This window comes from Rhodococcus sp. OAS809, assembly GCF_040546695.1.
Lineage (GTDB): Bacteria > Actinomycetota > Actinomycetes > Mycobacteriales > Mycobacteriaceae > Rhodococcus_F > Rhodococcus_F qingshengii.
This window is the reverse complement of the sequence record NZ_JBEPOI010000002.1, coordinates 5,959,829-5,981,781: the sequence shown is the minus strand read 5'-3', so window position 1 is coordinate 5,981,781 and position 21,953 is coordinate 5,959,829. Positions and strand designations below refer to the sequence as shown.

General features: G+C 63.4%; 21 protein-coding genes. 13 read left to right on the top strand and 8 right to left on the bottom strand.

The window, feature by feature from the left end:
• Positions 1-210 (top strand): YbdD/YjiX family protein, encoded by a 210-nt coding sequence (locus ABIE52_RS31120; RefSeq protein WP_003945213.1) that lies wholly within the window; start codon positions 1-3, stop codon positions 208-210.
• Between the two features lie 6 nt (positions 211-216).
• On the opposite strand, the gene ABIE52_RS31115 is transcribed toward ABIE52_RS31120, so the two are convergent.
• Positions 217-621: a hypothetical protein gene (locus tag ABIE52_RS31115; RefSeq protein WP_003945253.1), complete on the bottom strand. Its 405-nt coding sequence runs from the start codon at positions 619-621 to the stop codon at positions 217-219.
• A gap of 152 nt (positions 622-773) precedes the next feature.
• Here ABIE52_RS31115 and ABIE52_RS31110 point away from each other — a divergent pair, with 152 nt between their 5' ends.
• On the top strand, positions 774-1,967 hold the full coding sequence (locus ABIE52_RS31110) for an AI-2E family transporter (protein ID WP_003945249.1): 1,194 nt from the start codon (positions 774-776) through the stop codon (positions 1,965-1,967).
• Here ABIE52_RS31110 and ABIE52_RS31105 read toward each other — a convergent pair whose 3' ends face one another.
• Together ABIE52_RS31105 and ABIE52_RS31100 are read right to left on the bottom strand one after the other, a co-directional pair.
• Positions 1,968-4,946: an AAA family ATPase gene (locus ABIE52_RS31105; RefSeq protein WP_192712325.1), complete on the bottom strand. Its 2,979-nt coding sequence runs from the start codon at positions 4,944-4,946 to the stop codon at positions 1,968-1,970. It abuts the gene before it with no gap.
• Entirely contained in the window at positions 4,943-6,118 is a 1,176-nt protein-coding gene (locus tag ABIE52_RS31100) for an exonuclease SbcCD subunit D (RefSeq protein ID WP_192712324.1), read from the bottom strand. The genes ABIE52_RS31105 and ABIE52_RS31100 overlap by 4 nt, the downstream gene beginning before the upstream one ends.
• Before the next feature lie 217 nt (positions 6,119-6,335).
• On the opposite strand from ABIE52_RS31100, the gene ABIE52_RS31095 reads away from it, so the two are divergent.
• The gene (locus ABIE52_RS31095; RefSeq protein WP_007726347.1) at positions 6,336-7,292 is read left to right on the top strand and encodes a DUF6542 domain-containing protein; all 957 of its coding nucleotides are present in this window, start codon (positions 6,336-6,338) and stop codon (positions 7,290-7,292) included.
• Between the two features lie 69 nt (positions 7,293-7,361).
• On the opposite strand, the gene ABIE52_RS31090 is transcribed toward ABIE52_RS31095, so the two are convergent.
• Complete coding sequence (locus ABIE52_RS31090; RefSeq protein ID WP_003945273.1) at positions 7,362-8,375, bottom strand: 4-hydroxy-3-methylbut-2-enyl diphosphate reductase; 1,014 nt, start codon at positions 8,373-8,375, stop codon at positions 7,362-7,364.
• Positions 8,376-8,528: 153 nt separating this feature from the next.
• Here ABIE52_RS31090 and ABIE52_RS31085 point away from each other — a divergent pair, with 153 nt between their 5' ends.
• Genes ABIE52_RS31085 through ABIE52_RS31075 form a run of 3 tightly spaced genes read left to right on the top strand, consistent with a single transcriptional unit; the run spans position 8,529 to position 10,605 of the window.
• Positions 8,529-9,128 (top strand): lipid droplet-associated protein, encoded by a 600-nt coding sequence (locus ABIE52_RS31085; RefSeq protein WP_192712323.1) that lies wholly within the window; start codon positions 8,529-8,531, stop codon positions 9,126-9,128.
• Positions 9,125-10,390: an exodeoxyribonuclease VII large subunit gene (gene xseA / locus ABIE52_RS31080; protein WP_007726351.1), complete on the top strand. Its 1,266-nt coding sequence runs from the start codon at positions 9,125-9,127 to the stop codon at positions 10,388-10,390. Before ABIE52_RS31085 ends, xseA begins: the two co-directional genes overlap by 4 nt.
• Positions 10,387-10,605, top strand: a complete 219-nt coding sequence (locus ABIE52_RS31075; RefSeq protein ID WP_003945276.1) for an exodeoxyribonuclease VII small subunit — start codon at positions 10,387-10,389, stop codon at positions 10,603-10,605. The genes xseA and ABIE52_RS31075 overlap by 4 nt, the downstream gene beginning before the upstream one ends.
• A gap of 21 nt (positions 10,606-10,626) precedes the next feature.
• Here ABIE52_RS31075 and ABIE52_RS31070 read toward each other — a convergent pair whose 3' ends face one another.
• A complete protein-coding gene (locus ABIE52_RS31070; protein ID WP_003945206.1) occupies positions 10,627-11,196 on the bottom strand; it encodes a DUF4245 domain-containing protein in 570 nt (189 codons plus the stop codon).
• Positions 11,197-11,376: 180 nt separating this feature from the next.
• Between ABIE52_RS31070 and glpX the strand changes: the two genes are divergently transcribed.
• Both glpX and ABIE52_RS31060 read left to right on the top strand, forming a co-directional pair.
• Entirely contained in the window at positions 11,377-12,411 is a 1,035-nt protein-coding gene (gene glpX, locus ABIE52_RS31065; RefSeq protein WP_003945202.1) for a class II fructose-bisphosphatase, read from the top strand.
• Positions 12,412-12,512: 101 nt separating this feature from the next.
• Positions 12,513-13,916: a class II fumarate hydratase gene (locus ABIE52_RS31060; protein WP_007726353.1), complete on the top strand. Its 1,404-nt coding sequence runs from the start codon at positions 12,513-12,515 to the stop codon at positions 13,914-13,916.
• 49 nt (positions 13,917-13,965) lie between these two features.
• Here the strand turns inward: ABIE52_RS31060 and ABIE52_RS31055 are convergent, their stop codons facing one another.
• Both ABIE52_RS31055 and ABIE52_RS31050 read right to left on the bottom strand, forming a co-directional pair.
• On the bottom strand, positions 13,966-14,685 hold the full coding sequence (locus tag ABIE52_RS31055) for an NADPH-dependent F420 reductase (RefSeq protein WP_074447084.1): 720 nt from the start codon (positions 14,683-14,685) through the stop codon (positions 13,966-13,968).
• A 59-nt stretch (positions 14,686-14,744) separates the two neighbouring features.
• A complete protein-coding gene (locus ABIE52_RS31050; RefSeq protein WP_007726357.1) occupies positions 14,745-15,200 on the bottom strand; it encodes a nitroreductase family deazaflavin-dependent oxidoreductase in 456 nt (151 codons plus the stop codon).
• A gap of 340 nt (positions 15,201-15,540) precedes the next feature.
• Between ABIE52_RS31050 and ABIE52_RS31045 the strand changes: the two genes are divergently transcribed.
• From ABIE52_RS31045 to ABIE52_RS31025, 5 genes are all read left to right on the top strand, one after another.
• On the top strand, positions 15,541-16,107 hold the full coding sequence (locus ABIE52_RS31045) for a TetR/AcrR family transcriptional regulator (RefSeq protein WP_003945239.1): 567 nt from the start codon (positions 15,541-15,543) through the stop codon (positions 16,105-16,107).
• Between the two features lie 97 nt (positions 16,108-16,204).
• Positions 16,205-17,776, top strand: coding sequence for an MFS transporter (locus ABIE52_RS31040; protein ID WP_050656893.1), 1,572 nt, complete (start codon positions 16,205-16,207; stop codon positions 17,774-17,776).
• Positions 17,777-17,873: 97 nt separating this feature from the next.
• On the top strand, positions 17,874-19,487 hold the full coding sequence (locus ABIE52_RS31035; RefSeq protein ID WP_050656894.1) for a serine hydrolase: 1,614 nt from the start codon (positions 17,874-17,876) through the stop codon (positions 19,485-19,487).
• Between the two features lie 17 nt (positions 19,488-19,504).
• On the top strand, positions 19,505-19,930 hold the full coding sequence (locus ABIE52_RS31030) for a limonene-1,2-epoxide hydrolase family protein (protein ID WP_007726363.1): 426 nt from the start codon (positions 19,505-19,507) through the stop codon (positions 19,928-19,930).
• Between the two features lie 30 nt (positions 19,931-19,960).
• Positions 19,961-20,365, top strand: a complete 405-nt coding sequence (locus ABIE52_RS31025) for a carboxymuconolactone decarboxylase family protein (RefSeq protein WP_003945227.1) — start codon at positions 19,961-19,963, stop codon at positions 20,363-20,365.
• 60 nt (positions 20,366-20,425) lie between these two features.
• Here the strand turns inward: ABIE52_RS31025 and phoH2 are convergent, their stop codons facing one another.
• Positions 20,426-21,793 carry an RNA 5'-3' helicase PhoH2 gene (phoH2, locus tag ABIE52_RS31020; RefSeq protein ID WP_007726365.1) on the bottom strand — a complete coding sequence of 456 codons (1,368 nt, stop codon included), beginning with the start codon at positions 21,791-21,793 and terminating at the stop codon, positions 20,426-20,428.
• Between the last annotated feature and the right edge of the window lie 160 nt (positions 21,794-21,953).

Sequence of the window (21,953 nt, the reverse complement as noted above, 5' to 3'; positions counted from 1 at the left end):
ATGACGACGGCGACCATGACGGCAAAACTCACCACAGCGTTCCGCGGAACGCTGTGGTGGGTTCGCTCGGTGATGGGTGATCTCGACTATCAGCGCTACGTCGAGCACACCCGACGCCACCACGCCGACTCACCGGTGATCAGCGAACGAGAGTTCTGGCGCCGCCGTCACGCAGCAGCCGACGCCAACCCAGGCGCCCGCTGCTGCTGAATCCGGTCAGGGGCAGGTGGCCTTCGCGAGTTCGTAAATGTGGCCGGCCTGCTCGTCGGTGGGCTTGTTGCCGTTGTTCTCGGCCAGGTCGGTGATCTTGGTCTTGACCTCCGCCTCGTCCGTGCCGTTGGCGACCTCGGTACACGTGGTCGTCAAGATCTCCTCGATGTCTGCGTCGTCGCGGTTCTCCGCCAACGGTGCGTAAGCCCCACGGAACGTGGCGACGAACAGCGCCGTCTTGCCCTGATCGATGGCGTTGCCCGCTGACTGTTTCGCCGTCTCGAGCGCCTGTTGCCCGCTCGTGACTGCCTCGCTGATCTTGTTCTGCGCGTTGTCCTGATCCTCGGTGCTACACGCGGTGAGCCCGAGAACGACGATTGCTGCTGCCCCGACTGCTGCTGCGATTCTCATGACGGAAATGTTAGTCCGATCAGCATGCTTCAAAACACAGTATTGCAGCGCAACACACGAGTTATCGCATGCAGTCGTTACGATCAGCTCAGCTAGATCACCGGATTCGCACATCGGCGAGGAGATCCCTGCGCCGACGGAAAGGACGATCAGTGAGCGAGCAAGACAAGGGGACGTCCGCAGGGGTGCGCAAGCGCGACCGCGGCGAGATCATCGGGCAAGGGGGTATGTGGCTCGCAAAATGGTCGTTGGTGTTGGCGTCGATTTCGCTGGGCGCCTGGATTTTCGGCTGGCTGATCGAAAAGCTCTGGGTCATCATCCTGCCGGTGGCTCTGGCTATCGTTGTTGCGACAGTCATGTGGCCGCCGACCCGCGGCATGATCAAGCGCGGGATGCCACCGGCCGCGGCAGCCGGCATCACCCTGGTGCTCTCGATCGGAATCCTGGCCGGTGTGATCGCCGGCATCGTTCCGTCAGTGGTCAGCCAGGCCCCCGAGCTCGCGAACAAGACCACCGAGGGCATCAACCAGGTTCAGGACTGGCTCCAGGGTCCGCCGCTGAACCTGAAGGACGACCAGATCGACAACGCCGTCCATGCCGTCATCACCAAGGTGCAGGAAAGTGGAACCGCCATCGCTTCAGGCGTTTTCAGCGGCGTGAGCACAGCGAGCTCGTTGTTGGTCACGCTCGGTTTGGTCCTGATTCTCGCTTTCTTCTTCATCAAGGACGGACCGAGGTTCATCCCCTGGCTCCACGCTGTCGGCGGCGGCCGTGCCGGTCGGCATCTCGAAGAGGTCCTCACCCGCATGTGGGACACGCTCGGCGGATTCATCAGGACACAAGCACTGGTGAGTCTGATCGACGCGGTCTTCATCGGCGCCGGATTGCTGATACTCGGGGTCCCGCTGGCACCGGTGCTGGCAATTCTCACGTTCATCGGTGGCTTCATCCCGATCGTCGGTGCCTTTGTCGCCGGCGCCCTGGCTGTGTTGGTTGCGCTGGTGGCCAACGGTCTCACCACCGCCATCATCGTGTTGATCATCATCCTGGCCGTTCAGCAGATCGAAGGAAACGTCCTTCAGCCTGTGCTGCAGAGCAAGTCGATGAAACTCCACGCCGTCATCGTGCTGCTTGCCGTGGCCGCCGGTAGCTCGCTGTACGGCATCGTCGGCGCCTTCCTCGCAGTGCCCGTCGCCGCTGTGGCAGCAGTTGTCATCCGGTACATCGGCGAGCAGATCGACGAACGCGCAAGCGACAACGAGCCGATGCCCGCCGGCGATGCGTCGGACATCCTCGAGGATCAAGACGACGACGCCGAGTCAGAGGTAGAGAACAAAAAGGCCTGATCAGCCCGCGATCACCTTCACCGAGGAGCCTGCACGTCCGCGAATGACGTGCAGGCGACTCGGGATTCGCTGCCTCATCTCGTCCACGTGACTGACGATGCCCACCACTCGTCCACCGTCGCGAAGCTCGTCCAACACAGCCATCACCGAGTCGAGGGTGTCGGCGTCGAGAGTGCCGAATCCTTCGTCGATGAACATCGTGTCGAGAACGATTCCGCCGGACTCCGCCGCAACCACATCGGCAAGTCCGAGGGCCAAAGACAATGACGCCAAGAATGATTCACCGCCCGAGAGCGTCTTCGCCGAGCGAACGACACCCGTGAAGTCGTCCCGGATGTCGAGCCCCAGACCGCCGCGGCGACCCCGAGAACCTGCCTCGTCACTGTGCACGAACTCGTATCTGCCCCCGGACATCCGCTGCAGCCGAACCGATGCCGACACCGCGATCTCTTCCAACCGCGACGCGAGTACATAAGCCCTCAGCGACATCTTGCGACTGTTCTGCCCTTTACCGGCGATCACGTCGGCGAGGCCAGCGAGTTCGTCGTGCAGTTCCCGCTCAGGTGCAACCGCTTCGTATGCTTTCTCGAGTTGTCCGCTGAACCGTTCGAGATCCGACACGCGGTTCTCGGCCAGGGAAGCAGCTGCAACAGCCGAGTTCACCACCTCGGCGCACTGAAGAGCACGCTCGCGAGGACCGTCGACGTCGACTGTCTCGACTTCGCTCACCGCAACGACCTCGGGGTCGTCGAGGACCGTCCGAGCGGCCACCTCGAGGTCGCGTGCTTTGGCGAGTTCCGTTTCGATCGCTGCGATTCGGGCCGGCGATCTCACCCCTTCGATCGCAGCCTCGACCGAATCGAATCCAGCAGCGGCCGCCGCAGCGGCCAGTTTGGTCGACAGTTCCGCCGATCGCGCCTGCGCACGAACGGCGTCGTCACGCATCTCAGACGCCGCCGAGGCAGCGGAGGCAAGCCTTTCGAACCGCGAGCGCTGAGCAGCGATGGTCGAATCTTCTCCCACCGCAGCGACGATCGCCGCTCGAATCTGCTCGACCGTGGCCGACAGAGTCGTCGTACGCTCGGTCAGTGCCGCCAATTCGGCCGTCAGAGAAGCGGATTCCTGTTGCAGCTCGCCGTCACGCTCGTTGAGATGCCCGAGCTTGTCGGCCAACCCTCCAACCTGACCGGCAGAGTGGGTCGCCTCGTCAACGGCGTTCCGAGCCGCGGCGCGGAGCCTGTCGAGTTCTGCGACGTCGCCGTCCCCGCCGCGGGCGATCACCCGGTCGATGTCACGGTCGACGGTTACCTGGCGGTCGACTACCTTGCTCAGGGCTTTCTCGGCCGCACGCTCGGCTGCGGACGCGACTTCCAGATCGGGCTCGGTGACCGTCACGACATCAAACTGCGCCGGCGCAGGGTGTTCACGCGAACCACACACCTGGCATGGGTCACCGGGCGCGAGTGAACTCGCCAACTCCGCAGCCATGCCCTCGATACGCTTCTGCACGAGGTCGAGCCAGCGCCCGCGAGCACTCTGATGGGCGTCGCGCGCATCCAACACCTGCACACGAATCTTCTCGGCTTGCGCACGCAGAGAGACGAATTCATGAGCCGCTGCCGCAGCATCCGATGCTTTGGCCAGTGCAGCTTCGAGGCCGGGCAGAGCCGCGTGCGCGCGTTGCGCATCCTCCAGTCGTTGGCCGGCCGAGCGCACCATTTCTGGCAGTTGAGTGCGTTCAACCGCGATGGCATCGATGCGCTCGGACAGAGCGTCTCGCCGAACTCCGAGTTTCTCGATCTCGGCTTCTGCCGCATCGGCTCTGCGAGCATCCTCCGCCATTGCGTCCAGGCGAACGATCTCGTCACGCCAGGTCCGGATCCGAGCTACGACGCGTTGACGCTCGTCGTCGGTGGGTGGCCACACCTCCGGCACGAAAATCTCCGGACCGCCCGTTGCGGAGTAGGTCGACATCGCTGCGGTCATCGATTCGAGTGCGGCAGCGAGGTGCAAGCCGGCAGCGTCCACATCGCCGGCGACAGCGGCCACCGGCAGTGCGCGCTTGGCGGTCTCGAGTTCAGCGCCGATCACAGCTCTTTGGGCGGCGCCCGTATTGAATGCTGCGAGTTCAGCGGTCGCACGATTACGGCGAGCGACCAGATCTGCGGTTCGCTGCGCAACGGTGAGCACCCGATTAGCCTCGGCTGCTGCATCTTTCGCGGTCACCAGCTCCGCAAGACTTGTATCGCGGGTGTCCTGAGCCTCGGCGAGGAGTTTGCGCGACCATTCCAGTGGGTGTGCCTCGGCGCCTACCTCGAGTCCCGCAGCTGTCTCGACCTTCGCGAGCAGCAGCCGCACGGATTGCTCCCTTGCCGCGAGCGCGGTCGCACTTGCCTTTCGCTTGGCGTCGAACCATGCCTCGACGGAGACAAAACGCTTGGTGTCGAACAGACGCTCGAGCAGTTTGCCTCGCTCGTCACTCTCGGCACGCAGGAATTTGGCGAACTCACCCTGCGGCAAGAGCACCACCTGGAAGAACTGATCAGCGCTCATGCCCATGAGGCGGTTGATCTCGTCACCGATGTCAGGGATGCGCGAAAGATTCTCGCCGCGGCCGTCCAACCACGTCAGTGTGGCCTTTGCATTCTCTGCGATCGAACCGGTCCCGCGCTTCTTCGGACGCGAATACTCTGGACTACGAACAAGTTTGATTCTGCGACCACTGATGGTCGCTTCGAGTTCCACGCGCGGCACCGAACCGGCGGGCGCGTGATCGGACAACAATCGCTTGCCCTCGTTGCGCGCACCCGGCACCCGCCCGTACAGGGCAAACGCAACCGCGTCGAGGATCGTGGTCTTGCCTGCACCGGTGTCGCCGTGCAGAAGGAACAGCCCGTCTGCACCCAATCGGTCGAAGTCGACCTCGACAGTGTCGGCAAAGGGCCCGAAAGAGCTGACTTCGAGTTTGTGCAGCCTCACGCGGTTTCACTCAGTTCTACCGTGGACTCCTCGGCGCGCGCGGCAGCGCTGAGCGCTTCGGCCATCAACGTGACCTCCCGCTCGGACGGGTCACTACGCACGGCCGAGACAAAGCCGCGGGCGATCTCCATGTCGGTTCGACCCCGTACCGCGTCGCGATACTTGAGATCCGATTGTCCTTCCGGCCTTTGCCATTCGAGGTGAACGGCAAACGGGAAACGTGCCTGGAGCTGCCTCATGGCATCGACGGGACGAACCGGGTCGGTGAGCAAAGCGGAGACGTAGCACTGCTCGGAATCGGCGTACTTCGACTCGGTGAGAAGTTCCTCGAGAGTTCCCGTCACCTGGCTCAGCCCTCGAATCACCGGAAGATCGAGGCGCTGCACCGACGACAGACCGGCTGCGTCGAGTTCGATCAAAAGCGCAGCCTTGCGGTGGCTGCGCTCACCGAACGAATACGGCAACGGTGAACCTGAGTACCGCACACTCTCCGAGAGCATCTGCGGAGAATGCAGGTGTCCGAGGGCGACATAGTCGACGCCGTCGAACTCGCCCACTGCGACGGTCTCCACTCCGCCGACCGAGATGGAGCGTTCCGATTCGGAGGCCTCACCGCCCACGACGAAGGCATGGGCGAGCAATACCGATCGAGTCGCGGGGTCGGCAGCCGTTCGTTCGGCGAGATCTCGCCGAACACGCGACATGGCCGCTCCGAGGATGTCGGAATGAGTACGAGCCCGGGGCACGTCCAACTCGACGCGCGTGATCTCCGGCTCGAGGTACGGAATCCCGTAAAAGGCGACAGGACCGAACTGATCGCTCAGCATCACCGGAGTACCGATCTGGCCGACGCGAGTGATCAGGTGCAAGCCGCCGGCAGCGGCAAAGGATGCCCCGGCTCCGAGCCGCACCGCGGAATCGTGATTGCCGGGCGTCGCGACGATGACCGCCCCCGCCGCCCGGATTGCCTCGAAGCCTCGATTGCACACGGTGACCGCGTCGGAACTGGGAATCGAGCGGTCGTAGATGTCCCCCGGCACGACCACGACGTCGACGCCGTGTTCGCGGACGGAATCTGCGATGGAACCGAGCACACTCGACTGATCGGCCAGCAGATCGACGCCGTGAAAGGTGCGACCTATATGCCAATCGGAGGTGTGCAGAATCTTCATGAATCCGACGGTAGAGCAGCCCACCGACACCGCCGATCTCCCACGCTGACGGCTTCGTCGGTGTGCCCCAACCCACGAGCGTCCGGTGACCCTGCACACAATCCGTCCGGTTCGTTTGGCGAAGAACCCGAAACCATCGCGCCATCGCGTCGATAAATGCGCCAGCCACGACCCGCACAAACACGGCCGACAACGCAAGAACCGCTAATGTCGTTATGTGTCTGCAACCCAACGTGCTCGCTCCGGGGTACCGCTGGACAAGCGATCGCTCATCGTGACCGTCCCCGGCCTGCCCTGGTGGGGAGTGATCCTGCTTGCTGCCGGTGTGACCGCCGTCGGCGTACTGATCGATGCCACCGGAGGCGGCGGAGAGCTCACCGCGGTGTTCTCGACGTTCTACTTCCTGGGCTGTCTCTTCGCTGTGGTTGCCGCTTCGAACAAAGCACTCTTCACCGCGATGGCCCAACCGCCGTTGCTGCTCTTCGCTGCGGTGCCGATCGGGCACACGCTCATCGGCAAGGACAACAGCACCGCGCTGCGCGATATCGCGATCAACATCGCGTACCCGTTGGTCAACCGCTTTCCGATCATGTTGGCCGCAACCGTGGTCGTGCTGATCATCGGTGGCTTCCGATACTTCCTGCTCAATCAGCGCCCCACCGGGCCCGCGCGCTCGACCCGCTCCCGCCGCTCGGCGGCCACCACTCGTGACTCCTCTGCGGCTGCCACGCGAGAACAACCCGCACCCGAGACCGGGCGTCGACGCAGAGTCTCGGACGCGCCCGTCCCCGGGCCGCCGCGTCGCCGCGCCCCCGAGGTGGACGAGCAGCCCGCCTACCGAAGCACCCCCAGGCGCGAGCCAATCCAGGACGAGCGTCCGCTGCCGCCTCGGAGAAGCCCTCAGCCACCCAGGGTCGATCGCACGCACCAACCGCCTACGCGTCGCCCCCAGCCCGACAGTCGGCCCGTGGCAGACGACGACTACCCGTCGTACGGTCGCCGCCGGGCGCCCGAGCCCACTTCGTCGCCCAGACGTGAGGAGCGGATGGAGCCCTTCTTCGCTTCGGGTGACGACGTATCGCCGCCGCTGCCCCCTCGCCGCCGCCCACCCGGAGTCGATCTTCCCGCGTATCCGCCGCCGCGAGTTCGGTACCGCGATCGCGAAGAGCCCTGAACAGACGCGCTCGGTAGCACAAAAATGCGGGGCACCTTCCAGATGGAAGGTGCCCCGCATTTTCTTGTTTCAGGACGTGCGCGCTGCTCGCAATTCACGGGGAAGGGCGAACACCAGAGTCTCGTTGGCAGTGGTGACGGGTTGAACGTCGTTGTATCCGTGCTCGGCAAGAAGTTCGATCACGCCGCGCACGAGCACCTCGGGTACCGATGCGCCTGACGTGATGCCGACTGTCTGGACACCCTCGAGCCACGCGAGATCGACCTCACGGGCGTAGTCGACCAGGTACGACGCGGCAGCGCCCGCCCCGAGCGCGACCTCGACCAGGCGAACCGAGTTGGACGAGTTCCGCGAACCCACCACGATCACGAGATCACACTCGGGAGCCATCGCCTTGACCGCGACCTGACGGTTCTGCGTGGCGTAGCAGATGTCGTCGGACGGCGGGTCCTGCAGATTGGGGAAGCGCTCACGCAGGCGCGCGACGGTCTGCATCGTCTCGTCGACGCTCAGTGTGGTCTGGGAAAGCCAGATGACCTTCGACTCGTCACGAACCGTGACCGCGTCGACCGAATCCGGGCCGTCGACGATGGTGACGTGATCGGGAGCCTCACCTGCGGTGCCCTCGACCTCCTCGTGGCCTTCGTGGCCGATGAGCAGAATGTCGTAATCGTCGCGGGCGAATCGCTTCGCTTCCTGGTGCACCTTCGTGACCAGGGGGCACGTCGCGTCGATCGTGCGCAGGTTCCGCTCGGCAGCCGAGTCGTGGACGGCCGGCGACACACCGTGCGCCGAGAACACGAGCAACGATCCCTCGGGAACCTCGTCGGTTTCGTCGACGAAGATCACGCCCTGATCTTCGAGCGTCTCGACGACGTGGCGATTGTGGACGATCTCCTTACGCACGTAGATGGGTGCGCCGTGCTTCTCGAGGGCCTTCTCGACGGTCTCGACCGCGCGGTCGACGCCGGCGCAGTAGCCGCGAGGCTCGGCGAGGAGCACGCGCTTGGCGCTGCCCTTGCGGGTGGACGGCGAATCAGCCGAGTGCGCGATACCGAGATTGAGAGGAACAGCCGAAGACATGTGACCAGCCTACTGGCACCTCGAACGTGAGACACTCCGGCAAACGTGAACACCTCGGTTTCGGGCTCCGATCGAAGGTTCCGAAGTAAACGAGTACGGCCGTCACAGGCAAGTCGGCTACCGATTGTCGGAGCTTTGCGGCAAGCTGGGGGAATGATCCGACCACCGTTCGTGGCGCGCGTTGCCGCGGGACTCGCCGTCACCGCGATGGAAGAGGCAAAGAAGTTGCCCACCACCGCCGTCGCCCTGCCGATGACCGCCGTGAGCCAGATGCTGCAGACAAGCATGCGCGTGCAGCAGTCGATCACCTCGCTGGCGATCAAGGGCGATCAGGCATTTGCACTGATCAACTGGTCTTCCGAGGACGAACAGCCCGAGTGGGCGGTCTTCGACGAAGACGTCGATGCGCCTGCTGACCCGACGCCTTCCACCGGATCGACCACCGCTGACACCCCGACCAACGCCGGTCGCTTCGCGCTCTACTCGCTCGAGCCGACTGCCCCCATCGAGGAACCCGCACCCGTCGCCGAGTCCGAATCCATGGCAGCTACGACGGACGGACCTGCCGAAGAGCCCGAGATCGTCACCGAACTCGACTACCCCAACCTCACACTCGCACAGCTCCGTGCGCGCATCCGGACGCTCAGCATCGACGAGCTGACCGCAGTCCTGGACTACGAGAATGCGACGCTCGCTCGCGCACCGTTCCAGACCATGCTCACCAACCGCATCACTACAGCCAAGGCAAAGTGACTTCCGCAACGCCCCCCGCTTCATCGCAGCGATCGTCCGGCGCCAGCAGCGCTGAGCAGCCGTGGCCGGTCCGCACGGTTTCCGCCAAGGTCGCCGGCTGGATCGATCGGCTCGGCAGCATCTGGGTCGAAGGTCAGATCACCCAGATCAATGCACGCCCCGGCACCCGAACGGCCTTTCTCGTCCTGCGTGATCCGTCGGCAGACATGTCGCTGTCGATCACATGCTCACCGCAGTTGTTGCACAACTCCCCGGTGCCGTTGACCGAGGGCTCGCGTGTCGTGATGTTCGGCAAGCTCTCGTTCTACACCGGACGCGGAACGGTGTCGTTGCGTGTCACCGAGATTCGCGCCGTGGGTATCGGTGAGCTGCTTGCCCGCATCGAGAGACTGCGCGCCTTGCTCGCCGCCGAGGGCTTGTTCGATCCGCGGCTCAAACGGCCGCTTCCGTTTCTGCCCGGCACGATCGGCCTGATCACGGGCCGAGCCAGTGCGGCCGAGAAGGATGTCGTCTCAGTCGCCCATCGTCGTTGGCCAGCAGTTGCCATCGCAGTGCGTAACACCGCGGTTCAGGGCCCGACTGCTGTTCCCCAGATCATCGAAGCGCTGAAGGAACTCGACGCCAACCCGGTAGTCGACGTCATCATCCTCGCTCGCGGCGGCGGTAGCGTCGAGGATCTCCTGCCGTTCTCCGACGAAGCGCTGTGCCGCGCCATCGTGGCCTGCACGACGCCCATCGTCAGTGCCATCGGACACGAGCCGGACAGCCCGCTCAGTGACCACGTCGCCGACCTGCGCGCAGCCACACCCACGGACGCGGCCAAGCGCGTCGTACCCGACGCGGTTGCGGAAGCTGCCCTGGTTGCGGATCTGCGTGACCGCAGCGCTGCGGCACTGCGCAGCTGGGTCAAGCGTGAGTCTCATCTGATCGAACAGTTGCGCACTCGACCGGTCATGGCATCGCCGCTGCTCGCGGTGGACCGTCGCGCCGAGGAGGTCGAAAGGCTCCAAGCCGCCGGACGACGCGATGTGACTCGGTTGATCGACACCGAGTCCCGAACGATCGAGCATCTGCGCGCCCGGCTCACCACGCTGGGCCCCGCCGCGACGCTGGCCCGCGGGTACGCAGTCGTGCAACGTGTTGTCGCCGACGGCGATCCGGAGGTTCTGCGCTCGGTCGAGGACGCGCCACCCGGTACCCAGATTCGAGTTCGACTTGCAGACGGCGCCGTTCGCGCCGCAGTGATGGGAAGAGAAAAATGAGCAACGCCACCGACACCGACATCAACGAACTCGGCTACGAAGCAGCCCGCGACGAATTGGTGAGCGTCGTGAAGATTCTCGAACAGGGCGGTCTGGACCTCGACGCGTCACTCTCACTGTGGGAGCGAGGCGAAGCGTTGGCCAAGCGCTGTGAAGAGCACTTGGCCGGCGCGAGGGCCCGCGTCGAAAAGGCTCTGGCCGAAGCGGACGAGTAACGTCCGCTCCGACCGCAAATCCTATGGCGTGATCGGCTGCGCTGCGCCGACCTTCTCGGCAAGAATCCGGAACTCTTCCGGCGTCGCCGCGCCCGTGAGCAACAGGCGAACATCCCCGACGTCCGTGACCCAGATCGACTCGACACCTTCGCCGCCGAAGACGTTCCACGTATCGGCACCGACGGTCTCGACTCCGGTCGCGAATCGCTGTCCACCGGCAACATGTGACACCAACGGGAATTCCTCGGCATTGCTCTGTGTCAGCTGGATGTAGCGACCACTGGTCGTGATGAATCCCACAGTGCTCGAATCTCCGCCGCCGTCGCCGGAGATGATCTTGCGACTGCCGGAGTTCGGAGTCCACCCGTCCGGAACACCGGGATTACGGATGGGAAATCCGAGTTCCTTCGCGTCGTAGTTCAGAGCTGCGTCCACGTCGACGCTCGGGATAGGCCCCTGTGTCGGGCCGCCAGGACTGAACGTGCACTGGCTGGCGATGCCCGCAATGATGATGCAGAACAGCACCAACGGTACGAGAGACCAGACCATGTCTTTGTTGTCTTCGAGAATGCGGGGTTTCTTCGATGCCACACCCCCAGTATCCAGGTACTCCGCAGTAGATACGATTCCCGGTCCCCCTCGAGCGAGACAAAACGTCTCTGCGGCGACCCGACAGCGCACGTAGCCGCTCCCATCTGGGACAATGACGCCTGAAGAAACCACTGCGTCGACACACCCCGTCGACCGCGACCGCGCCAGGAGGCACCGCACATGACGGCCAGCAGCACTCATCGTGAGACCCCGGACCGTAACCTCGCACTCGAATTGGTCCGAGTCACCGAAGCCGGTGCTATGGCTGCCGGCCGCTGGGTAGGCCGCGGCGACAAGGAAGGCGGCGACGGAGCAGCCGTCGACGCCATGCGTCAGCTCGTCTCCTCAGTCTCGATGCGCGGCATCGTCGTCATCGGTGAAGGCGAGAAGGACGAAGCGCCGATGCTGTTCAACGGCGAAGAGGTCGGAAACGGCGACGGCCCCGACTGTGACTTCGCCGTCGACCCGGTCGACGGCACCACCTTGATGTCCAAGGGCATGCCCAACGCGATCTCTGTTCTGGCTGTTGCCGAGCGCGGCGCGATGTTCGATCCGTCGGCCGTGTTCTACATGGAGAAGATCGCTGTCGGGCCGGATGCCGCAGATGTCATCGACATCAGCGCACCGATCGCCGAGAACATCAAGCGCGTGGCCAAGGTCAAGAAGGCGTCGGTCTCCGACATCACGATCTGCATCCTGGACCGCCCGCGTCACAACCAGCTGATCCAGGACGTCCGCGACACCGGCGCTCGTATCCGTCTGATCTCCGACGGTGACGTTGCCGGCGCGATCGCCGCAGCGCGTCCGGAGTCCGGCACCGACATGCTCGTGGGCATCGGCGGAACGCCAGAGGGCATCATCGCCGCAGCAGCCATGCGCTGCATGGGTGGATCGTTGCAGGGCAAGCTGGCCCCCACCGACGACGAAGAGCGGCAGAAGGCCATCGACGCCGGTCACGATCTCGATCGGATCCTGTCCACCGAAGATCTCGTCTCGGGCGAGAACGTCTTCTTCTGCGCCACCGGCGTCACCGACGGTGACCTCCTGCGCGGCGTCCGCTACTACGGCGGCGGCGCCAGCACGCAGTCCATCGTGATGCGTAGCAAGTCCGGCACCGTTCGCATGATCGACGCGTACCACCGTCTCGAGAAGCTGCGCGAGTACAGCTCCGTCGACTTCGACGGCGAAGAGGGCGCGGTTCCCCCGACGTTCTGATGGGCTCCGCCCCGTGAGTGGTTAGGGAGTCCCTGCACTCCTTAACCGCTCACGGGGGACGTAGCCCCCTACCCGCTCTCGAAAAGTGGCAATGTGGAGCCATGACGGAGAGCAACGATCAACAGTTCCGAATCGAACACGACACCATGGGCGAAGTTCGGGTGCCCATCGACGCACTGTGGCGAGCACAGACCCAGCGTGCAGTCGAGAACTTCCCGATCAGCGGGCGCCCGCTCGAGCGCACCCAGATCCGCGCAATGGGCCTGCTGAAAGCAGCGTGTGCGCAGGTCAACAAGGACCTCGGACTCCTCGACGCGGACAAGGCCGACGCAATCATAGCCGCCGCGAACGAGATCGCCGAAGGCAAGCACGACGATCAGTTCCCCATCGACGTCTTCCAGACCGGCTCGGGAACCAGTTCGAACATGAACGCCAACGAGGTCATCGCATCCATCGCGAAGGCCGCCGGTGTGGACGTACATCCCAATGATCACGTCAACATGTCGCAGTCCTCCAACGACACCTTCCCCACCGCCACGCATGTCGCAGCCGCCGAAGCAGCGGTCACCGATCTTGTTCCGGCACTGGAACATCTGCATGCTGCGCTTGCCACGAAGGCGACCGAGTGGAAGACCGTCGTCAAATCCGGACGCACCCATCTGATGGACGCTGTGCCGGTCACGCTCGGTCAGGAGTTCGGCGGCTACGCACGTCAGATCGAGGCCGGCATCGAGCGCGTCAACGCAACACTCCCCCGCCTCGGCGAGCTGCCGATCGGCGGAACAGCAGTCGGCACCGGCCTCAATGCTCCGGATGGATTCGGCCCCAAAGTTGTTGCCGAACTGGTCAAGTCGACCGGCGTCGACGCGCTGACTCCGGCGAAGAACAGCTTCGAAGCGCAGGCCGCGCGTGACGGACTGGTCGAGGCATCGGGCGCGCTGCGGACCATCGCCGTCTCACTGACGAAGATTGCCAACGACATTCGGTGGATGGGATCGGGTCCGCTGACCGGACTCGGCGAGATCGCACTCCCTGATCTGCAGCCGGGAAGCTCGATCATGCCCGGAAAGGTGAACCCGGTCCTGCCCGAGGCAACCACTCAGGTTGCGGCTCAGGTGATCGGAAACGACGCCGCCATCGCGTGGGGTGGCGCCGCCGGAGCTTTCGAACTCAACGTCTACATCCCGGTCATGGCCCGCAACCTGCTGGAGTCGTTCACCTTGCTGGCCAACGTCTCTCGACTGTTCGCCGACAAGTGCGTCAGCGGACTGGTCGCGCACGAGGAGCACCTCAAGACACTCGCCGAATCGTCGCCGTCGATCGTGACGCCCCTCAACTCGGCAATCGGTTACGAGGAAGCCGCAGCCGTCGCGAAGCAGGCACTCAAGGAGAAGAAGACGATCCGTCAGGTCGTCATCGAGCGCGGACTCGTCCCGGACAAGCTGAGCGAGGAAGAACTCGACAAGCGTCTCGACGTTCTGGCGATGGCGAAGGTCAAGGACTGAACAAACAAAAGAGTGGCGGTTTCCACTTCGGAAACCGCCACCCTTGCACTCACACCGCAGCGGTTGCCCGCCACTCGTCGGTGCGATCGGGACTCGCCTCGGCCAATGCTTTCAGCGTCGCTTCGCGATCGAAATCCTTGCCGTACACGGGAGTTCCCGGCTGCTGACGCCAGGAATCGTCGATCGTTCCCGCATCGACGGGATCGAAGCCCAACTGATTGATCAGATCGAAGACGACCTGCTTGTTCGCGTCGTCGTCGCCGGCGATGGGTAGCGCAATGCGCCCCTCTGCACCTTCGGGAAGGCCCTTCTCGAGGAGATGCTTCCACCAGATTCCGTTGAACGCCTTGAATACCGGTACACCCAGGTGTTCCTGCACCCATCCGCTTTCGGTCTGTCCGTCCTCGATGGCCGAGATCAGACCGTCACGCTGTTGCGGGTAGTAGTTGTTGGTCTCGATGACGGGGGCACCGGCGACCGCACCGCTGAGGATCCCCGCCGGTAGATCGACCACGTTCTTCTGCGGAATGCTCACGATGACCAGCTCGGCACCCTCGGCGGCCTCGGTGCTGCGGACTGCCTTCGCGCCCGTCTCCGCTTCCAGTTCTGCAAGGGTGTCCGGTGTCCGCGAGTTCGAGACGCGCACGTCGTGACCGAGCGCAGCGAGCCTACGTGTGAGCGTGCCACCGATCTGACCGGCTCCGATGATTCCGATGCGCATGATCCTGCTCCTTCGTCGTGTGGAGTGGCGATCGCGCCACCGCTGCATTCGTCAACGACGAGAACGCACCGGGTCATTCCGCACCGGCCATTTCAACTCCCGTTGATTCAATCGGTTGACGGATCGAGTTCAAGCCTGATGCGAACACTGACCGGGTCGGTCTGCAATCCGCGAAAGGCAGAGGCCGTCAGCGCCGATCTGATCTTCCCCGACGCAAATGTCTTCACCCGTGCCGGCACGTCGTCGTCCGGCATGATCTGGGCCTGTCCGTCCACCCACTCGCCGCGGCGACGGATCCGAACCTTCGGCGTCGCAGAGATATTGGCACCCCACCCCGTGCCGGTGCCATGCTGCGCAATGACCCACGCCTCGTCACCGTCGTAGGTGATCGCAACGGGCACTCGGCGGGTCAGACCGGTTCGGCGTCCAACCGTCTCGATCTCGGTCATCAACGACGGCATCAAACCGATCCGATTCAATCCGGTGACCAGCGGATTGGCGAAATACTTCCCGACTGCGACTTCGATTCTTCGTTTTCGTGCAACTGACGTCGGTACCGGCATGTCGTTTCCTCTCCTCCGAAGCTGGTGCTCGAAACAACAGCTCTATACCGCACGATATAACCACTGTTCGGGGAGTTTTGCCACCAAGAATCTCCGTCGATACCCACCACCTGCACACAACACTTGACTGTGTCTGTCGGTTACATCTAGTCTCAGATTCGTTCCTATACCGATCGACATACTGGGAGGCAGTGATGAACACACCTCGAGACGCCTCGTTGCCATGACCGGCCCGCAGACGCGTTGTCCGATCGCCGCAGCGCGTCGCAAGTGGGGAGTACCAAGAGAATCAGCGGCACCAGATGATTCGAACAGCACTGCGATTGCATACGATGGCGGGATGGCCGACTCCGATTCCCGCACTCTGATGCTGGTCGGCGCCATCAATGCCTTCCGTGAACACGGGATCGCGACGACCTCGCTCACCGAGATCGTCGAACGCTCGGGAGCTCCCCGCGGGTCGGTGTACCACTACTTTCCCGAGGGCAAAGGACAGCTGGCCGGCGAAGCAGTTGCCTACTTCGGCCGGGGCGTCAGTGCCGCCATCAGTTCGATGATCGCTCAGTCTTCCCCACCGGAGATCATCGACGCGGTTGTCACGATATTTCGAAACAGCTTGGTAGAGAGCGATTTCACCTCCTCCTGTCCGGTCGCAGCCGCGGCAGTGGAGGGCGCGTCGACGCCGGCGGCATTAACTGCTGCGGGCGAATCCTTCACCTCGTGGGAATCGCTTCTCACATCGTTCTTCTGGCAGCAGGGACAGCCGTCCGAGACTGCAGCACAGTGGGCAACCGTCGTGATCGCGTCAATCGAAGGCGCGACGCTGATGGCAAAAGCTCAGCACACCACGGCGCCTCTCGATCGCATCGGCGCTCACCTCAAGGCTCTGGTCTCGGCCCCGAGCTGACCAACCCTCTTTCTTCCAACCGCTGCTGCCGTCCGCGCAGGAGCAGAGATGGCGTACAAACATGTCTCACACACTTGCACCGGCGCCCTCGGCGCCCATGATGACCAAGTCACGTCGATTCACTGCGCTGATCTTCATCTGCCTCGCCGAACTCCTTGTCGTGCTGGACAACACAGTGGTCAACGTCGCACTGCCGACGATGAGCGTCGACTTGTTCGCCAGCGTCAGCGACCTGCAGTGGATCGTCGACGCGTACACGTTGACCTTCGCCGGGTTCCTACTCACTTTCGGCCACCTGGGTGACCGCTTCGGACGCCGCCGAGTGATGATCATCGGCTTGATCGGCGTCGGTGCGATGTCGCTCGTCGGCGCCTTGGCTTCCAACCTCGAACAGGTGATCATGGCGCGAGCCGCCATGGGTGTCTTTGCCGCAGCGGTCTTTCCGGCTACATTGGCCATGATCACCAACATCTTCACCGACGCCAGAGAACGAGCCATCGCCATCGCGGCCTGGACCGCAATGGCCGGCTTCGCGATTGCCATCGGCCCGACTGCGGGCGGCTGGCTTCTCGAGCACTTCTCCTGGCACTCGGTGTTCTGGATGAACGTTCCGGCAGCATTGTTGGTCATCGTGGGTGTGCTGCTGGTTGTTCCGGAATCGAAGGCGCTCCACGTCGGCCGATTCGATTTCGTCGGAACAATCTTGTCGCTACTGGGCATCGTCATTCTGGTGTGGACCATCATCGACGCACCACATCGCGGATGGGTGTCGACATTCAGCATCACGGGATACCTCTCTGCGACAGTGTTGTTGGCCGCATTCGTCGCATGGGAACTGCGCACCGACGCGCCGATCCTGAACATGAATCTCTTCCGAATCCGGCGGTTTTCTTTCCCCGCCTTGGCTATTGCTGTCAGCTACTTCAGCATGTTCGGATTCTTGTTCCTGATCACGCAGTACTTCCAGGGCGTTCGGGAGTACTCGCCGCTCGAATTCGGCATCCACTCTTTGCCTTTCGCTGCAGCTGTCGCCGTGGGCGCCCCAGTCGCCACCTTGGCGGCACAGAAACTCGGCACGACTGCAGTGATGGTGTTCGGCCTCCTGGTACTCAGCGGCGGGATGTACCTGGCGGGTCGGACGACCGTCGAGACGCCCTACCTCGGACCCGTCGTGATCTCGATGGTCCTCATGGGTCTGGGCCTCGCAATTGTCCAGGGACCGGCGACCGACTCCATCATGTCCTCGGTGCCCCTCGACGAAGCGGGGGCAGGTTCGGCAGTCAACGACACGACGCGTGAGCTCGGCGGGACCCTGGGCGTCGCCGTCATCGGTTCGATCGTCGCCTCGTACTACACGTCCAAGGTGGCTCCGATCGTCGACGCCATTCCCGACGCCGTGATGTCGGCGCAGGAGAAAGGCTTCGCTCGTGAGTCCGTGCTCAGCGTCATCGAAATCCGCTCCCGCGACATCAGTCCGCTCTTCGAGCAGCAGAAGGACAGTCTGATCTACACGATGAAGACCGCATGCCTGGAAGGCTTCGCCATCGCGTCGTACTTCACGGTCGGAGCAGCATTGATCACCGCTCTGCTGGTCGCGTTGTTGCTCCCTTGGAAGCCGGTCACGGAAGGCTCCATTCTCGGCAGTCTGACAACCAAGACCCCGAAGTAGCTACAAGGTTTCCCGATTTGTCCCAATATCAGCCCGCCGTTCCCCGATACTGGATTGACCGAGTGGTACCGACGACAACCCTGCTAGGGAGAATCTCGTGTCCATCACCAGTAGAAACAGCTCGCGACTGTCGGCAGCGGCGGTTCCGGTAGTACTGACGGTCGCCCTGCTCGCCGGATGCTCGTCCGATTCAGACACCACCTCGGCGCCCGGGCCGGTCGTCAGCGACGCCAGCCCGGGTCTCGACGCCGGGGTGCCGATCCCGGACGGGCAAATCGACGACGCGGTCGGGAAGCTCGACGACCTCGCGAACGATCTCATGGCAAGTTCCGGTGTTCCCGGCATGGCGGTGGCCGTGGTGCACGGAGGTAAGACTGTGTACGCAAAGGGATTCGGGGTTCGCGAGTTGGGTAAGAGCGCCACCGTCGATGCCGACACCGTGTTCCAACTGGCATCGGTGTCGAAATCGGTCGGGGCCACGGTGGTCGCCCACGAAGTCGGAATCGGGACCGTCGACTGGGACACTCCGGTGATATCGAAACTGCCGGGGTTTGCGCTTGCCGATCCGTGGGTGACCGACCACCTCACGATCTCCGATCTCTACACGCATCGGTCGGGGTTACCGGACCACGCCGGCGACGGGCTGGAGGACCTGGGCTACAACCGGGCCCAGGTACTCGAAAAACTTCGCCAACTACCGCTCAATCCATTCCGAATCACATACGAGTACACGAACTTCGGCGTCACAGCCGGTGCGGAGGCCGTTGCAGCCGCGGCGGGCACCGATTGGGAAACGCTGTCGCAGAACACGATCTACGGTCCGCTCGGTATGACTTCGACGTCTTCGCGGTTTGCCGATTACCAAGCCCGAGAAAATCGAACAGTCGGCCATATCCTCGAAGACGGAAAGTACAAGGTAGGGCCGGTTCGGGACGCCGACGCCCAATCCCCCGCCGGTGGAGTCAGCTCCTCGGTGAACGACATGGCCAAGTGGTTGGACATGGTGCTGTCTGGCGGTCGGTATCAGGGGCAGCAGGTCGTTCAGACGGATGCGCTCGTGCCCGCAGTCAACCCGGAAATCGTCTCGCGCCATGCGCAGGAAATCGGGGAACGTTCCGGCTTCTACGGCTACGGGTTCAACGTTTCCGACAGCGCGGCAGGCCGTGTGACCGCCAGCCACTCCGGCGCCTTCCTGCTCGGTGCCGGGACCAATTTCGTGACGATTCCCTCCGCTGACGTCGGCATAGTCGTTCTGACCAACGGCACGCCCACCGGCGTCGCAGAGACTTTGACCGCCGAATTCGCCGATCTGGTGCAGTTCGGGAAGATCACCCGCGAGTGGCGCCCGCTGTACGAAGCGTCCTTTGCCTCACAGGCCGACCCTGAGGGCGAACTTGCCGGGAAGACGCCGCCGGCCTCCCCCGCTCCCGCGCCACCGACAGACCAATTGACCGGCGACTACGGCAATCCGTACTGGGGTCCCGCGCTCGTGACGCAGCAGAACGGTGCGCTGACCTTGACCATGGGTCCCGCGGCCGCGACGTACCCTCTGACCCACTGGGACGGAAACACCTTCACGTTCCCGCTCAGCGGCGAGAACGCACCGGCCGGGACGGTCTCAAAGGCCACCTTCGACGGAAACTCGCTAACCTTGGAGTACTTCGATCACGATCATCTCGGTACCTTCATCCGGGCAACACCGGCCGAATAATCAGCCAAGGACACCCCATGAGTAGTTCGACAGCCACGGTGAACGCAATGTTCGCGGCCCTCACCGATTTCGACGTGGACGCCGCAGCCGAATTGATGACAGACGACATCGTCTGGCAGAACGTCTCGCTCCCCACCCTGCGAGGCAAGAAGACCGTCGTGCGAGCGCTACGTCTGGTCACCAAGCCTTCACTGAAATTCGAGGCGGAGATGCACCACATCGTCGGCGACGAGTCCACGGTGCTCACCGAACGCACCGACATCCTCACCGTCGGACCGCTGCGCATCGAGTTCTGGGTATGCGGAACTTTCGAACTGCGCGACGGCAAGGTCTGCGTCTGGCGGGACTACTTCAGTCTGCGAGACGTCGCGTGGGGCGTGGTGACCGCGGTCGGCCGCGCAGTCGTCGGGACCGGGACACGAAGTAGGCTTGCTCCGGCCTGAAATCACCTGCCGAAAGCGAGCGAACCTGCCATGTCCGAAAACACCACGCCTGACTCCTTCGACGCCGGATTGGCTGTGCGCACCGAAGTCATGGGGGCCGATTTCGTCGACGCCGCCTTCGAGCGCACCCGGGGAACGGACAGCGAAGAACTGCAGAACTTCGTGACGGCCAACGTCTGGGGTTCGGTATGGACGCGTCCCGGACTCGATCGCCGCAGTCGCAGTCTGATCAATCTGGGGATGCTGATCGCGCTGCGCGCCGAGAACGAACTCAAAGGCCACGTACGTGGGGCATTGCGAAACGGCTTGACGCGCACCGAGATCGTCGAAACCGTGATCCACGCGAGCGCGTATTGCGGCGCTCCGGCCGGACTGGCGGCGATGCGTGTGGTGCAGGAAGTTCTCGACAACGAACTGGGACCGCTGCAAAACTGAACAACTTCAAACCCAGGCATCTCCCCGTGCAGACCGAAGTCCGCACGGGGAGATCACTTCTCAGGAAGTGGGGCCGAACTCCTCGAGCATGTCGGTCACCAACTCGGCGATCGGCGAACGCTCACTGCGCGTGAGTGTGATGTGCGCAAAAAGCGGGTGCCCCTTGAGCTTCTCGATGACGGCCGCAACTCCGTCGTGCCTGCCCACTCGCAGGTTGTCACGCTGCGCGACGTCGTGCGTGAGGACCACTCGCGAGCCGGTTCCCAGACGAGAAAGCACTGTCAGCAGAACATTTCGTTCGAGCGACTGCGCTTCGTCGACGATCACGAACGAATCGTGCAGCGACCGACCGCGAATATGCGTCAGCGGCAACACTTCCAGCATTCCGCGGGCGAGAACCTCCTCGAGAACCTCTGGCGAGGCCAACCCGTCGAGAGTGTCGAAAACGGCCTGAGCCCACGGGCCCATCTTCTCGCTCTCACTACCGGGAAGGTAGCCGAGTTCTTGTCCGCCAACGGCATACAACGGACGGAAGACGACAACCTTGCGCTGAGTGCGGCGCTCGAGAACCGCTTCCAGACCTGCCGTCAGAGCCAAGGCCGACTTACCGGTGCCCGCCTTACCACCGAGAGAGATGATGCCGATGCTCTCGTCCATGAGGAGATCGAGCGCAATGCGCTGCTCGGCGGAGCGGCCGTGCAACCCGAACGCCTCGCGCTCACCGCGCACCAACTGGATGCGCTTGTCGGGAGTCACCCGACCGAGGGCGCTCGACGAACCACCGAGCAGGCGAAGACCCGTGTGACACGGCAGATCTCGCGCTTCGTCGAGGTCCAGGAAACCCTCGTTGAACAGCTCGTCGATGTCCGTCGAGGCGACGTCCAGCTCAGTCATGCCCGTCCATCCGGATGGCACGACGTCGTGAGCGTGGTACTCGTCGGCAGGTAGTCCCACCGCGCCTGCCTTCACGCGAAGCGGAATGTCCTTGCTGACGAGGACTACATCCTTGCCCTCCGCAGCAAGATTCAGCGCACACGCCAGAATCCTCGAATCGTTACTGTCCGTGCGGAATCCGACGGGCAGCACCGCAGGGTCGGTGTGATTGAGTTCGACCTGCAGTGTCCCGTTCTCGGTGCCGATCGGCACCGGACGGTCGAGGCGGCTGTATTCGATCCGTAGATCGTCGAGCATGCGGAGCGATTCTCGGGCGAACCATCCCAGTTCGTGGTGGTGCCGTTTGCCTTCGAGTTCACTGATCACGACCAGTGGGAGTACCACGTGGTGTTCGGCGAATCGAGTGACAGCCCATGGATCGGACAGTAGTACCGAGGTATCCAAGACGTACGTGCGAAGTGCATCTCCCGAATGATTCCCGGCTGATTGATCAGCCCGGGCCGAGTGGGCAGAGACGGAGCGTGATGCAGTCACGTTGGGCTCCTAGGTCTGCGCGGCACCCGCGCAAACTCAGCTCGCTGGGCCGGACGGCTCTGGTGTCAGGTGACGCTGTGTCAGCTGAAACAAGGGCCGGGCGCCGGCCCTCTCGTACTGAGTGTTTCAGTCACGATCAGAACCTCCCGCACAAGTAACT

What these genes read in the sequence shown, in the direction of transcription:
- ABIE52_RS31120 (WP_003945213.1), top strand. Translation starts at nt 1, where the DNA reads ATGACGACGGCGACCATGACGGCAAAACTCACCACAGCGTTCCGCGGA.
- ABIE52_RS31115 (WP_003945253.1), bottom strand. Translation starts at nt 621, where the DNA reads ATGAGAATCGCAGCAGCAGTCGGGGCAGCAGCAATCGTCGTTCTCGGG.
- ABIE52_RS31100 (WP_192712324.1), bottom strand. Translation starts at nt 6,118, where the DNA reads ATGAAGATTCTGCACACCTCCGATTGGCATATAGGTCGCACCTTTCAC.
- ABIE52_RS31090 (WP_003945273.1), bottom strand. Translation starts at nt 8,375, where the DNA reads ATGTCTTCGGCTGTTCCTCTCAATCTCGGTATCGCGCACTCGGCTGAT.
- ABIE52_RS31085 (WP_192712323.1), top strand. Translation starts at nt 8,529, where the DNA reads ATGATCCGACCACCGTTCGTGGCGCGCGTTGCCGCGGGACTCGCCGTC.
- ABIE52_RS31075 (WP_003945276.1), top strand. Translation starts at nt 10,387, where the DNA reads ATGAGCAACGCCACCGACACCGACATCAACGAACTCGGCTACGAAGCA.
- glpX (WP_003945202.1), top strand. Translation starts at nt 11,377, where the DNA reads ATGACGGCCAGCAGCACTCATCGTGAGACCCCGGACCGTAACCTCGCA.
- ABIE52_RS31060 (WP_007726353.1), top strand. Translation starts at nt 12,513, where the DNA reads ATGACGGAGAGCAACGATCAACAGTTCCGAATCGAACACGACACCATG.
- ABIE52_RS31055 (WP_074447084.1), bottom strand. Translation starts at nt 14,685, where the DNA reads ATGCAGCGGTGGCGCGATCGCCACTCCACACGACGAAGGAGCAGGATC.
- ABIE52_RS31050 (WP_007726357.1), bottom strand. Translation starts at nt 15,200, where the DNA reads ATGCCGGTACCGACGTCAGTTGCACGAAAACGAAGAATCGAAGTCGCA.
- ABIE52_RS31045 (WP_003945239.1), top strand. Translation starts at nt 15,541, where the DNA reads ATGGCCGACTCCGATTCCCGCACTCTGATGCTGGTCGGCGCCATCAAT.
- ABIE52_RS31040 (WP_050656893.1), top strand. Translation starts at nt 16,205, where the DNA reads ATGATGACCAAGTCACGTCGATTCACTGCGCTGATCTTCATCTGCCTC.
- ABIE52_RS31030 (WP_007726363.1), top strand. Translation starts at nt 19,505, where the DNA reads ATGAGTAGTTCGACAGCCACGGTGAACGCAATGTTCGCGGCCCTCACC.
- ABIE52_RS31025 (WP_003945227.1), top strand. Translation starts at nt 19,961, where the DNA reads ATGTCCGAAAACACCACGCCTGACTCCTTCGACGCCGGATTGGCTGTG.